The organism is Lentzea sp. NPDC051838 (genome assembly GCF_040681245.1).
Taxonomy (GTDB): Bacteria; Actinomycetota; Actinomycetes; order Mycobacteriales; family Pseudonocardiaceae; genus Lentzea.
In genome coordinates this window covers 341,376-353,652 of sequence record NZ_JBFAYI010000005.1, presented here as the reverse complement: position 1 = coordinate 353,652, position 12,277 = coordinate 341,376, and the positions used below count along the sequence as shown (strand labels likewise).

Genomic DNA, 12,277 nt, shown 5'->3' with positions numbered 1-12,277 from the left:
GTTCACATTGGCGGCATGGTCGAAGACTCCCCTGTCGTGCTGGACGGTCAGTCCCTCGGCGCCGACGACGTGGTGCGCGTCGCGAGGTACCACTCGCCGGTCGCCCTGCACCCCGAAGGTCTGGAGCGCCTCGAAGCGTCGTGGCGCGCGAGCCAGCGTCTCGTGGTGCGACGACAGGTCTACGGCCGCACGACCGGGGTCGGCGCGAACCGCGACCAGCTCGTCAGCACCGAGGGCTGGGCCGAACACGGCCTTCGCCTGCTGCGCAGCCACGCGGGCGGCCTCGGCGGCATGCTCCCCGAGGAACAGGTGCGCGCCATGATGGTCGTGCGCCTCAACCAGCTCCTGGCAGGGGGCGCGGGCGTGCGCAGATCCGTGGCCGACGCCCTGCTGGCCGCGTTGAACAGCAGCTGCTACCCCGGCGTGCACGAGTACGGCGCCATCGGCACGGGCGACCTCACGGCGTTGGCCGAGACCGGTTTGACCCTGCTCGGCGAGCGCTACTGGCTCGGCTCCACGCAGACCCCGGACCCGATCGAGCTCGACTCGGGCGACGCGCTGGCGTTGATCAGCAGCAACGCATTGACCATCGGCATGGCGGGCCTCGCCTGGCAGGACGCCCACCAGCTGTTGAAGGCCACCCACGTCGTGGCCGCGCTGTCGTTCCTCGCCGTGGACGGAGCCGTCGAGGCCTACGACGAACGCGTCCACCTCGGCCGCCCCCACCCCGGCCAGGTGGCGGTGGCCGCCGAGATGCGCCGCCTGCTGTCCGAACCGTCCCGCCCACCGGCTCGCATCCAGGACCCGTTCGGCTACCGCTGCTTCCCGCAGATCCACGGCCCCGCAGTCGACGCCGCCACCGACCTCGGCCGCGTGCTGGACGTCGAGTTCAACGCCGCCGCCGAGAACCCGCTGATCGTCGCCGACCAGTTCGGCCCCTCCGACGACGCCGCCTACCACCACGGCGCGTTCCACAGCGCGTACCTCGGCCAGGCCCTCGACCGTCTGCGCCTGTCGATGCTGCACACCGGCCACCTGTCGACCGCGCGGCTGGCCACGCTGGTCGAGCCGAACTTCACCGGCCTGCGGCCTTTCTTGGCAGAGGGGGTGCGCGGCAGTTCGGGCGTGATGATCCTGGAGTACAGCGCCAACTCCGCGCTGGCCGAGGTCCGCACCCTCGCCGAGCCCGCGAGCATCGGCAACGCGGTGGTGTCGCGCGGGCAGGAGGAGAACTCCAGCTTCGCGTTCCAGTCCGCCTCGCAGGCCTTGCGCTCTTTGGGAGCGTTCCGGTTGGTGCTGGCGTGCGAGATCGTCGCGGCCGTGCGGGCGTTGCGGTTGCGCGGGGTTCGGCCGGAGACGCCTTCGTTGCTGGCGGCCTTCGAGATGGCGGAGTCGAAGCTGAACCCGGACATGTCGGATCGGCAGCTGAGCCCGGACGTGGAGGTGGCGTCGGGCCTTTTGGACGACTTCGCCTCCTGCTGAGCCCTTGATCTCCACCTTGGTCGAGCTCTTACGGTGGACTCGACCAAGGTGATCGAGATGGGGGAAGTGGTCGTGATGAGGGCTGTCCGCGTACATGCGTTCGGTGGACCCGAGGTGCTCCGGCCCGACGAGATTCCGGCGCCGGTGGCCGGCCCCGGACAGGTCGTGGTCGGCCTGGCCGTCGCCGACGTGATCTTCCTCGACACGCTGTTGCGCGGAGGCTGGGGCGGCGAGTACTTCCCGCGGCACCCTCCTTACGTGCCCGGTGGAGGCGGAGCGGGACACGTGCTGGCGGTCGGCGAGGGCGTGGACCGGGCGTGGCTCGGCCGGCACGTCGCCGGCCGCGGCCCCGAGGGCTACGCGGAACAGGTCGTCTTCGCGGCGGACGAGATCGTCGCGGTCCCGGACGGCCTCGGCTCGATCGAGGCGGCGGCGATGCTGCACGACGGAGCCACCGCGGTGAACCTCGCAAGCCGCGTGCAGATCTCGCGAGGCGACCGGGTCCTGGTCACGGCGGCCGCGGGCGGGGCGGGTTCGCTGCTCGTGCAACTCATGCGCGACGCCGGTGCACGCGTCATCGCCGCCGCCCGCGGCTCCCGCAAACTCGCCCTGGCCCGCGAACTGGGCGCGGAGGTGACCGTCGACTACTCGCTCGACGGCTGGCAGTCCCAGGTCCAGGAAGTAGCCGTGGCTTTCGACGGCGCGGGCGGAGCGCTCGGCAAGGACGCGTTCGAGACGGTGGCCACCGGCGGCCACTTCGTCACCTACGGCAGCTCGGACGGGTTCGCAGACATCGCCCCAGAGGCGGCAAGCGCGCGGCAGGTGCACGTCGACAACGTGCTCGCCGCGGCTCCGGACCCGGCAACCGTGCGCGCCCACCTCACCGAGGCCCTCACGCTCGCCGCGCAGGGCCGGATCCGTCCGGTGATCAGCGCGACGTACCCGTTGGCGCAGGCCGAAAAAGCCCACCGCTCGCTCGAACAACGCACCACCCTCGGGAAGTCGCTACTGCTGATCTAGTGGCCGGGAAACCGGGTTGCGCCGCCATCCCCGGTACGGCGCAACCCGGCCCGGGCTAGCCGCCGGCCACCGACGGCAGGATCTGGATCTCGGCGCCCGCCGGCAGTGGTGTGGCCGGGCCGGAGAGGCGGCGGCACTCCTCGCCGTTGACGTAGAAGTTCACGTAGCGGCGTAAGGCGGCGCGCTCGTCGCGCAGGCGGCGGTCCAGGCCTGGGTAGGTGTCGGCCAGGACGTCGAGGGCGGCGCCCAGGGTGGCGGGCTCGGGGACGTCGACGTCGAGGTGGGAGGCGCCGTCGGTGGCGGTGCGCAGGACGCCTGGGATCAGGACCGTCACCTTCATGTCGGGATCACCGCCTTGGGGTGCGCGGTCTTGGGCGAGGGTGAGGTGACGGCGCCGGTGGCGAACCGCGCGGCGGCTGGGTCGGCGAACGCAGCCGTAGCTGGGCTCGCGGCGGCAGGACTCGCAACCGCAGAGCTCACGGCGGCGGTCACGTCGGGATCACCGCTGCCCGTACCGACATCACGTCCGGCAGGTGGGCGGCTATCTGGTGCCACGTCGCGCCCTCGTCCGGGCTGCCGTAGACCTCGCCCGACCGCGAGCCGAAGTAGACGCCGGGCACCGCGGCCGTGTCCGTGCACATGGCGTCGCGCATCACGGCGGTCCAGAAGTTGTCCGGCAGGCCGTCGCCCAGGGCTTCCCAGGTGGCGCCGGCGTCGCGGGAGCGGTAGACGCGGCACTTGCCTTCCGGTGGGAAGCGGCGGCCGTCTGCCTCGATCGGGAACGTGAAGATGGTGTCCGGGTCGTGTGGGTGGACGACCATGGCGAAGCCGAAGTCGGTCGGGAGGCCGGCAGCGATCGAGACCCAGGTGTCGCCGCCGTCGTCGCTGCGGTAGACGCCGTGGTGGTTCTGGGCGTAGAAGCGCGAAGACACAGCAGGATGTTGGGCGACCTTGTGCACGCATTGGCCGAACTCCGGCCACGGGTCCGGGAAGAAGTAGGCCTTGATGCCCTTGTTGCGGGCTTCCCAGGACTTGCCGCCGTCGGCCGTGCGGTAGACGCCGCCTGTCGACATGGCTACGAGCACGCGGTCCGGGTCTACCGGGTCCGGCACGATCGTGTGAATCGCCTGGCCGCCGAAGCCCGCGTCCCACTCCGGGCGGTGCGGGTGGTTCCAGAGGCCCTCGACGAACTCGAACGAGCGGCCGCCGTCGGAGGAGCGGAACAGGGCTGACGGCTGGGTGCCCGCCCACACCACGCCTGGTTGCGAGGCCGGGGCCGGTTGGAGTTGCCACACCCGTTCCAGAGCGGCGTCCACCGGGAACACGATCGGCGGCGAGGCGGACTCCTCCCAGGTCGCCCCCAGATCGTCCGAAATGGACACGCCAGGACCGAAGTGCGGTGAGGACACACCGGCTAGCAGGCGCAACGGGCCGCGCGTGTCGAAGGCGACCGCGTACACCTCCTGCATCGCGTGGTGCGGGCCGTCGAGCTGCCACGTCACCCGGTCCTCGCTGCGGGCGAGCCACAGCCCCTTGCGCGTCCCGATCGCCACTACCACCGTCATCGCAACGCAACCTCCAGAGACGAAGTGTGATGCGGAGCACGTTACGCCGGGGGTCTGACAATTTCTGACCGTGCAGGAAACCCCACGTAGACCCGCAAGTTACTCACTGGTAGCGTCCGAAAAGACCCGAAGGAGGCGCCACGTGCTGCTCGACCCGAACCACTACGACCCCGCCCACCTCGACGACGAGACCCGCCGCCTGCTCAGGGCGACGATCGACTGGTTCGAGGCCCGCGGCAAGCGGCAGCTGATCGCCGACGCGCAGGACAAGGTCTGGTACGCCGAGTTCCTGGACTTCGTGAAGCAGCAGAAGCTCTTCGCCACCTTCTGCACACCACAGAGTGTCGACGGCACCAAGCGCTGGGACGCCGCCCGCAACGCCGCCTTCAGCGAGGTCCTCGGGTTCTACGGCCTGCAGTACTGGTACGCCTGGCAGGTCACGGTTCTCGGCCTCGGCCCGATCTGGATGAGCGACAACGAGGAAGCCAAGCAGAAGGCGGCAAATCTCCTCGACTCCGGCGCGGTCTTCGCGTTCGGCCTGTCGGAGAAAGAACACGGCGCCGACGTCTACAGCACCGACATGATCGTCACCAAGACGAGTGACGGTTACCGGGCCAACGGCAGCAAGTACTACATCGGCAACGGCAACGTCGCCGGCATGGTCAGCGTGTTCGGCAAGGAAGGCGACGACTACGTCTTCTTCGCCGTCGACAGCCAGCACGAGAACTTCAAGCTGGTGAAGAACGTCGTCGACAGCCAGATGTTCGTCAGCGAGTTCCGCCTCGACGACTACCCGCTGACCGACAAGGACATCCTCCACCGCGGCACGGACGCGTTCAGCGCTGCGCTCAACACCGTCAACGTCGGCAAGTTCAACCTCTGCACGGCGAGCATCGGCATCTGCGAGCACTCCTTCTACGAGGCGATCACCCACGCCCACAACCGGATCCTCTACGGCAACCCGGTCACGGACTTCCCGCACGTCCGCCAGAACTTCGTCGACGCCTACGCGCGCCTCACCGCGATGAAGCTCTTCGCGGACCGAAGTGTCGACTACTTCCGCACGGCGAACGACGACGACCGCCGCTACCTCCTCTTCAACCCCATCACCAAGATGAAGGTCACGAGCGAGGGCGAGAACGTCATCGACCTGCTCTGGGACGTCATCGCCGCCAAGGGTTTCGAGAAGGACACCTACTTCACCCGCGCCACCGCCGACATCCGCGCGCTGCCCAAGCTCGAGGGCACCGTGCACGTCAACCTGGCCCTGGTGCTGAAGTTCATGCCGAACTACCTCTTCAACCCCAAGCAGTACGACGAGGTCGGCAGCGTCCACGAGCCCAAGGACGACGACTTCTTCTGGCACCAGGGCCCCGCGCGCGGCCTCGGCAAGATCCAGTTCCACGACTGGGAGCCGATCTACACCGAGCACGCCCACCTGCCCAACGTGCAGCTGTTCCACGAGCAGGCCAAGGCCATCAAGACCCTGCTCACCACGGCAGCACCGGACGCGGACCAGCAGAAGGACCTCGACTTCCTGCTGAACCTCGGCCACCTCTTCACCCTGGTCGTCTACGGCCAGCTGGTCCTGGAGCAGGCCAAGATCACCAAGACGGACGAGGCCGTCCTCGACCAGATCTTCGACGTCCTGGTCCGCGACTTCGCCGGCTACGCGACCGCCCTGCACGGCAAGCCGAGCAGCACCGAGGCCCAGCAGCAGTGGGCCCTGCAGCAGATCCGCAAGCCGCACGTCGACCAGCAGCGGTTCGACACCGTCTGGCAGCAGGTCGTGGCGCTCTCCGGCCAGTACGAGATGCGTCCGTAGAACCCAAACGGGACACAAGGGGGCGAAGCCGACAGGTTTCGCCCCCTTGACGTATCGGTTACACAAACGTTTTCATAAGCACGCCGCCGCCCTCCGAGCCACAAGGAGCGCGAGCACGTGGACCACCGCAGATGGCGCACAGCCGCAGTAGCAGCACTCATCGCCGCCGGCACCCTCATAGCGCCCCAGGCCCAAGCCCAGCCCACGAAGCCAGAGCTGGCCCTGACCCCGCCGATGGGCTTCAACAACTGGAACAGCACGCACTGCCGCAACGACTTCAACGAAGACATGGTCAAGGGCATCGCCGACATCTTCGTGAACAAGGGCCTGAAGGACGCGGGCTACGAGTACGTCAACATCGACGACTGCTGGGCCCTCCCCGAACGCAACGCCGACGGCGACCTCGTCCCCCACCCGACGAGATTCCCCAACGGCATCAAGGCGGTCGCCGACTACGTCCACGGCAAGGGCCTGAAGTTCGGCATCTACACGTCAGCAGGCACCAAGACCTGCAACAAGGACGGCGGCTTCCCGGGCGGCCTCAACCACGAGGAGCAGGACGCCAAGCTGTTCGCGTCCTGGGGCGTCGACTACCTCAAGTACGACAACTGCAACAACCAGGGCGTGGACGCGAAACTGCGCTACACCAAGATGCGCGACGCACTGAACGCCACCGGCCGCAAGATCGTGTTCAGCCTCTGCGAGTGGGGCCAGAACAAGCCGTGGGAGTGGGCCAAGGACGTCGGCCACCTGTGGCGCACCACCGGCGACATCAGCGACAACTGGAACTCCATGGTGTCGATCGCCAAGCGCAACATGGAGCTCGCCGATTACGCGGGCCCCGGCCACTGGAACGACCCGGACATGCTCGAGGTCGGCAACGGCGGCATGACGGACCTGGAGTACCGCAGCCACTTCAGCCTCTGGTCGATCATGGCCGCACCGCTGCTGATCGGCGCCGACCTGCGCAAGGTCACGCCGGAGACGTTCGAGATCCTGGAGAACCGCGAGGTGATCGCCGTCAACCAGGACAAGCTCGGCCTGCAGGGCAAGGTGATCCGCAACCAGGGCGGCAACTACGTCCTCGTGAAGCCGCTCAGCAACGGCGACAAGGCAGTGCTGCTGTTCAACGAGAACGACAGCGCCGCCAACATGTCCGTCACGGCACAGGAGCTCGGCCTCACCAAGGCAGGCGGCTACAAGGTCCGCGACCTCTGGTCCAAGACCACCACGCACTCGGCGGGCGAGATCAGCGCCGCCCTCCCGCCGCACGGCTCGGCGATGTTCCGCATCAGCGCGGCCAACGACTGGTTCCTCTACCCGCCCGCCATCACCACGGCCGCCGACGGCGAGGTCCTCTACCCCGGCGCGCTCCCGATCGTGCAGCCCGGCAAGTCCGTCACCTACACGACCTCGGTGACCAACTCCGGCCGCCTCCCGGTCGCCCTCGTCCAGGCCACGCTGAACGTCCCCCAGGGATGGACCGCGAAGGCCACGACGACCAGCTTCAAGGCGATCCTGCCCGGCCAGAAGTCGTTCAAGACCACCTGGCAGGTCACCGTTCCCCCAACCGCGCAAGCCGGCCGGTTCCCGATCAACGCGTCCTTCACCTTCCACAGCCCGCACGAGAACAACCCGGTGACCAGGCAGTACTCCACCGAGGCACTGGTACCGGGCGCGGCACCGAAGGGCGACCTGTTCGTCAGCGACCTGAAGTGGCTGCGCAGCGCCAACGGCCACGGCCCCGTCGAGATCGACACCACCAACGGCGAGGCCAAACAGGGTGACGGCGGGCCGATCAAGATCCGGGGCCAGGTGTTCGCGAAGGGCCTCGGCACGCACGCCCCTGCTCACATCGAGTACTACACCGGCGGCGCGTGCTCGAAGGTCACCGCGACGATCGGCATCCAGGACAACAAGGTCAACCCGCTGAGCCTCGTCAGCTACGAGGTGTGGGCGGACAACAAGATGGTCTACGACAGCGGCCCGGTCTCCGGCACGGACGCCGCGAAGTCGTTGGAGGCCAACGTCTCCGGCGCGACGGTCACCCGGCTGATCGTGAAGGACGGCGGCAACGGCAAGTCCTACGACCACGCGAACTGGGGTGACCTGAAGATCACCTGCTAGTCCGGCTCCTGGTAGCGCTCCAACGCCGCGATCATGAGTTCGAGACCGAACTCGAACTCGTGGTCGTGGTCGTAGGTCCCCAGCTCGTCGATCACCTCTGCCGACAACGGGAACGCGGAGGCGTCGACACCCTCGAAGGCCGACAACGCGATCCCGCCCAGCTCGGGCGAAGTCGCGACCTCCCTCATCAGCGTTCCCAGCAAGTAGGACACCATCGCGCGCATCATCCCGACGGCGACCTTGCCCCGGAACCCGGCGCGTTCGATGTTCCGCAGCGCCGCCTCGATGGTCATGAACCCGGCCTGGCTGCTCAGCCGCCGCGTCGCCAGCATCACGAACGCACGGGGGTGCTGCCGCGCGAGCTCCCGCACCGCACGCGCGTGCGCCCGGATGTGATCACGCCAGTCGTCGCTGTCCACGCGGTACGGCCGCGCCTCGGCCATGATCCGTTCGGCGGCGAGATCGACCAGCACGGCCTTGTTCGGCACGTGGTTGTACAACGACATCGTGCCCGCGCCCAGCTCGGACGCGAGGCGCCTCATCGAGACGGCCTCCACGCCCTCGCGTTCGATCAACCGCACGGCCGCATCCACGATGCGGTCGCGGGTCAACGGTTCACGTGACGAGGACACTGGCGGAGACCATACGACGTGGAGTAGCTTCCCTGCGACGTACGGCGTACGTAGGAGGCTCGGCCGGCATGACCGAATCGAAGGCGCTCAGAGCGCTGCGCGAGGCGATCGTCCTGGAGCACATGGAATGCCAGAACGACTTCGACTTCGACACCTCCCTGAACGCGTTTCCGCACCCGAGGTACGAAATCATGGCGTCCGGTCAGGTGCTCGACGGCGTCGACGAGGTCCGCGCGTACTGGCAACGCACCCGTGACACGTTCCCCGACCAGCGCAGCAAGGTCATCGAGCTCCACCACGCCGATGACGCGGTGGTCGTCGAGTTCGAACTGTCGGGAACGCACCTGGGCAGCCTCCTCGGAGAACAACCGACGAACAAGACCTTCAAGGTCAGGATGGTGGGTTTCTTCCTGTTCGAGAAGGACGTCCTGATCTGCGAACGCGTCTACGGCGACACCACGACCGTGATGCAGCAGCTCGGTCTGCTCAACGCCCCCGACGAGTACGCGGGGCCGTACTAGATCACCACCCGGACCTCGCCGACGACCTGGCCGCCACCCAGCACCGGCACGGACAGGTGTTCCTTGGCCGGCGACACGTCGTAGCCCATCGACGCCAACGCGGTGAGCCCGATCGCCGTGGTGGCGCGGGGATTCCCGTCCAGCACCTTCACCGCGACCGCGTGCCCGGCCGCGGTTGCCAGCACCAGCACGCCCTCGGCACCGCCCTTGGCCACCACGCCCGGCAGCAGCTGCATGATCACCGTGTTCACGTGCCCGGTACCGCCGACGTACTCCGGGAACTTCCGCATCGCATCGGCAACGGGCGTGCGCACCAGGCCCTGCATCGCGCGCGCCAAGCCGTGCAACGACAACCCGAACACCGGCGCACCACACCCGTCGACCGCCGTGTGCGCCACGGACTCGCCGGACAGCTGCTCCACCGTCCGCAACACCAGCTGCTGCAACGGATGCGTCGGCTCCAAATAGGTCTGGGTGGGCCACCGCGCCGCCACACAAGCCGCCAGCATCGCCGCGTGCTTGCCCGAACAGTTCATCCGCACGCGCGACGGTTCCGTGAGACGTTGCCGCGTCTCTTCGTCCTCGGGCCAGGAAGGAGGACACCGCAGCAACCCCACCGGCAACCCGCCGAGCAGCTGCATCACCAGCTCGACGTGCCGGTTCTCCCCCGTGTGCGAGCCCGCCGCGATCGCCAGCGCGGGACCGGCCAGCGGCGCCCCGGCGGACAGGCAGGCGAGCGCCTGGAACGGCTTCATGCACGACCGCGGCAGCACCGGATCCTGCACGGCCCCAACGGAAACGCCCGCGGAACCGTCCGGGTTCAGGCCGATGACGCTGCCGTGGTGCAGGCTCTCCACGAACCCGTTGCGGGTGACCTCAGCGAGCAGTGCGGGCAAGAGAACCCTCCAGGTAGCGCGACAGCCCCGACAGCGCGAGGTTGACGACCAGGTAAAGAGCGGCGATCACGATGTAGGTCTGGATGAGCAGGCCGTTGTAGGTCGCCAGCACCTTGCCGTTGAACAACAGCTCCGTGTAGCTCACCACGAAGCCCAGCGCGGTGTCCTTCAGCAGCCCGATCGACTGCGTCACCAGCGACGGTGCCATGTGCCGCACCGCCTGGGGCAGCACGATCACCCGGCGTGCGGCGGTTTCGGTGAAGCCCAACGACAACGCGGCCTCGCGCTGCCCAGGGTCCACCGCCTGCACGCCCGCTCGGAAGATCACGCCGAACGCCGCCGCGTGGGAAAAAGCGAGCGGTACTACCAATTTCCAGAACAACGGCAGGTCAACGCCGTACGACGGCAGCACGAACAGCATCACGTACACGAGCAGCAGGACCGGGATCATGCGCATCAGCTCGGTGTACGCACGCGTGAAACGGTTCGGCCACAACGCGAGCAGGACTCCACCCGCCATCGCCAGCACCCCCGTCGCCACCGCAGCCAGCACCGTCGAACCCAGGCCGTTGAACAGATAACGCCACACCGGCCACGTCAGATACGGCTGCCACTTCACGGCGTCGAGCTGGCCGTTGATCGCGAACTGCCGCAGCGCCACCGCGACCAGCCCGGCAACGACCACAACGGACACCACGCTGACCCAGAACACCCGCCGGCGCGCCCGCGGCCCAGGAGGATCAAACACGAGCCCACCGCCGTTCCACCGCACCGGCCAGCAACCCGATCCCACCGGCCAGCACCAGGTAGCAGAGCCCGGCACCGGTGAAGACCAGCAGCGGACGGGCGATCTCGAGGTTGATCCGGTTCGCCGCCCGCGTCAGCTCCACCACGCCGACCGCACCCGCTAGGGCCGTCGCCATGGTCAGCGCGATGGCGATGTTCGCGAGCGGCTGCACGACCCGGCGCGCCGCCTGCGGAACGATGACGTGCCGCAACGACTGCCGGAACGTGAGCCCCAGCGCCCGCGCGGCCTCACCCTGCCCCAGCGCCACCGAGTTCACACCCGACCGCAGCGCTTCGCAGACGTACGCGGCCTCGTACAGCGAGATCGCCAGGAACGCGCTCCAGAACAGCGAGAACGTCAGCCCGACCTCCGGCAGCCCGAACACGAACAGCACCAGCCACGCGAGCAGCGGCACGTTCCGCCACACCTCGACGTACACCGCGCCGACTGCGCGCAGCACCGGAACGGGAGCGATCCTCAGCACCGTCACGAACAAGCCGACGACCAACGCCGTGGCGAAGCACAGCACGGTCAGCAGAACGGTCGTGAGAAACCCTTCGAGGACAAGGCTCATGGGGTGATCGCGGGCGGAGCCGGAGCGTCACCGCGCACGACCGTGCCGATCGACTTCTTCCAGGTTTCCTGCCACAGCCCGGTCTTCTGGATCTCGCGCAACCAGTCGTTGACGAACTTCGTGAACTCCTCGTCGCCGTGCTTGATCCCGATGCCGTACGGGTCGACCGTGAACGGTTCGCCGACCAGCTGCAGCTCGGCGTCCTTGCTCGCGTCGGCCACGAGAATCGCCTGGTCCTGCACGTACGCGTCGCCCCGGCCCTGCTTCAGCGCCGTCACGCACTCGGGATCCGAGGAGAACTCGACGATCTTCGCGGTCGGCGCCTTCTCCTTGATCGCCGCGATCGACGGCGTGTTCGCACCGGCGATCACGGTCTTGCCCGCCAAGTCCTCGGGCTTCGCGATGCCGGACGTGCCCTTCTTCACCGCGATCGCCTGCCCGGACTGGTAGTACGGCCCGGCGAACGCGACCCGCTCCTTGCGCGCGGGCGTGATCGTGTACGTCTGCAGGATCACGTCCACGGTTCCGTTGTCCAGCAACGGCTCCCGCGTCTCGGAGGTGGCCGTCACCAGCTCGGTCTTGGGCGAGCCGAGGATGTACTGAGCCAGCAACCGGCCCAGCTCCGCGTCGAACCCGGTCAGCTTGCCCGACACCGGATCCAGCTGGGACAGCAGCGGCGCGTCCTGCGACCCGCCGATCTTCAGCACACCCCGCTTGCGGATCTTGTCCACCGTGGACCCTTCGGCGACCGTGCCGCCGAACACTGGCCCGTTCGACGAGTCCGGCGTCTCCGCAGTAGAGCACCCGGTCAGCACCAACAACGCGATGAGCAGCAGTCTCCCCATACC

12 protein-coding genes are annotated in these 12,277 nt (G+C 68.2%); 5 read left to right on the top strand and 7 right to left on the bottom strand.

Going from position 1 to position 12,277, the window contains the following annotated elements; genetic code table 11:
- Nucleotides 1-15 precede the first annotated feature (15 nt).
- Together AB0M24_RS15370 and AB0M24_RS15365 are read left to right on the top strand one after the other, a co-directional pair.
- Entirely contained in the window at nt 16-1,482 is a 1,467-nt protein-coding gene (locus AB0M24_RS15370; RefSeq protein ID WP_363766683.1) for an aromatic amino acid ammonia-lyase, read from the top strand.
- 57 nt (nt 1,483-1,539) lie between these two features.
- The gene (locus AB0M24_RS15365; RefSeq protein ID WP_363766681.1) at nt 1,540-2,502 is read left to right on the top strand and encodes a zinc-binding dehydrogenase; all 963 of its coding nucleotides are present in this window, start codon (nt 1,540-1,542) and stop codon (nt 2,500-2,502) included.
- Nucleotides 2,503-2,557: 55 nt separating this feature from the next.
- Here AB0M24_RS15365 and AB0M24_RS15360 read toward each other — a convergent pair whose 3' ends face one another.
- Both AB0M24_RS15360 and AB0M24_RS15355 read right to left on the bottom strand, forming a co-directional pair.
- Nucleotides 2,558-2,842 carry a MoaD/ThiS family protein gene (locus AB0M24_RS15360; protein ID WP_363766678.1) on the bottom strand — a complete coding sequence of 95 codons (285 nt, stop codon included), beginning with the start codon at nt 2,840-2,842 and terminating at the stop codon, nt 2,558-2,560.
- A 148-nt stretch (nt 2,843-2,990) separates the two neighbouring features.
- Nucleotides 2,991-4,067 (bottom strand): exo-alpha-sialidase, encoded by a 1,077-nt coding sequence (locus tag AB0M24_RS15355; protein WP_363766675.1) that lies wholly within the window; start codon nt 4,065-4,067, stop codon nt 2,991-2,993.
- Nucleotides 4,068-4,209: 142 nt separating this feature from the next.
- Here AB0M24_RS15355 and AB0M24_RS15350 point away from each other — a divergent pair, with 142 nt between their 5' ends.
- Nucleotides 4,210-5,892: an acyl-CoA dehydrogenase gene (locus AB0M24_RS15350; protein ID WP_363766672.1), complete on the top strand. Its 1,683-nt coding sequence runs from the start codon at nt 4,210-4,212 to the stop codon at nt 5,890-5,892.
- Between the two features lie 117 nt (nt 5,893-6,009).
- Nucleotides 6,010-8,019, top strand: coding sequence for an NPCBM/NEW2 domain-containing protein (locus tag AB0M24_RS15345; RefSeq protein ID WP_363766669.1), 2,010 nt, complete (start codon nt 6,010-6,012; stop codon nt 8,017-8,019).
- On the opposite strand, the gene AB0M24_RS15340 is transcribed toward AB0M24_RS15345, so the two are convergent.
- A complete protein-coding gene (locus AB0M24_RS15340; RefSeq protein WP_363766666.1) occupies nt 8,016-8,651 on the bottom strand; it encodes a TetR/AcrR family transcriptional regulator C-terminal domain-containing protein in 636 nt (211 codons plus the stop codon). The genes AB0M24_RS15345 and AB0M24_RS15340 overlap by 4 nt on opposite strands.
- Nucleotides 8,652-8,719: 68 nt before the next feature.
- On the opposite strand from AB0M24_RS15340, the gene AB0M24_RS15335 reads away from it, so the two are divergent.
- Entirely contained in the window at nt 8,720-9,172 is a 453-nt protein-coding gene (locus tag AB0M24_RS15335) for an ester cyclase (protein WP_363766663.1), read from the top strand.
- On the opposite strand, the gene AB0M24_RS15330 is transcribed toward AB0M24_RS15335, so the two are convergent.
- Genes AB0M24_RS15330 through AB0M24_RS15315 form a run of 4 tightly spaced genes read right to left on the bottom strand, consistent with a single transcriptional unit; the run spans nt 9,169 to nt 12,274 of the window.
- The gene (locus AB0M24_RS15330) at nt 9,169-10,068 is read right to left on the bottom strand and encodes an asparaginase (RefSeq protein WP_363766660.1); all 900 of its coding nucleotides are present in this window, start codon (nt 10,066-10,068) and stop codon (nt 9,169-9,171) included. The two genes, AB0M24_RS15335 and AB0M24_RS15330, sit on opposite strands and share 4 nt — an antisense overlap.
- On the bottom strand, nt 10,049-10,816 hold the full coding sequence (locus AB0M24_RS15325) for an amino acid ABC transporter permease (protein WP_363766657.1): 768 nt from the start codon (nt 10,814-10,816) through the stop codon (nt 10,049-10,051). The genes AB0M24_RS15330 and AB0M24_RS15325 overlap by 20 nt, the downstream gene beginning before the upstream one ends.
- Nucleotides 10,809-11,429, bottom strand: coding sequence for an amino acid ABC transporter permease (locus tag AB0M24_RS15320; protein ID WP_363766654.1), 621 nt, complete (start codon nt 11,427-11,429; stop codon nt 10,809-10,811). Before AB0M24_RS15320 ends, AB0M24_RS15325 begins: the two co-directional genes overlap by 8 nt.
- Nucleotides 11,426-12,274 carry a glutamate ABC transporter substrate-binding protein gene (locus AB0M24_RS15315; protein WP_363766651.1) on the bottom strand — a complete coding sequence of 283 codons (849 nt, stop codon included), beginning with the start codon at nt 12,272-12,274 and terminating at the stop codon, nt 11,426-11,428. The genes AB0M24_RS15320 and AB0M24_RS15315 overlap by 4 nt, the downstream gene beginning before the upstream one ends.
- Nucleotides 12,275-12,277: the final 3 nt, after the last annotated feature.

What these genes read in the sequence shown, in the direction of transcription:
- AB0M24_RS15315 (WP_363766651.1), bottom strand. Translation starts at nt 12,274, where the DNA reads ATGGGGAGACTGCTGCTCATCGCGTTGTTGGTGCTGACCGGGTGCTCT.
- AB0M24_RS15355 (WP_363766675.1), bottom strand. Translation starts at nt 4,067, where the DNA reads ATGACGGTGGTAGTGGCGATCGGGACGCGCAAGGGGCTGTGGCTCGCC.
- AB0M24_RS15335 (WP_363766663.1), top strand. Translation starts at nt 8,720, where the DNA reads ATGACCGAATCGAAGGCGCTCAGAGCGCTGCGCGAGGCGATCGTCCTG.
- AB0M24_RS15365 (WP_363766681.1), top strand. Translation starts at nt 1,540, where the DNA reads ATGGGGGAAGTGGTCGTGATGAGGGCTGTCCGCGTACATGCGTTCGGT.
- AB0M24_RS15320 (WP_363766654.1), bottom strand. Translation starts at nt 11,429, where the DNA reads ATGAGCCTTGTCCTCGAAGGGTTTCTCACGACCGTTCTGCTGACCGTG.
- AB0M24_RS15370 (WP_363766683.1), top strand. Translation starts at nt 16, where the DNA reads ATGGTCGAAGACTCCCCTGTCGTGCTGGACGGTCAGTCCCTCGGCGCC.
- AB0M24_RS15360 (WP_363766678.1), bottom strand. Translation starts at nt 2,842, where the DNA reads ATGAAGGTGACGGTCCTGATCCCAGGCGTCCTGCGCACCGCCACCGAC.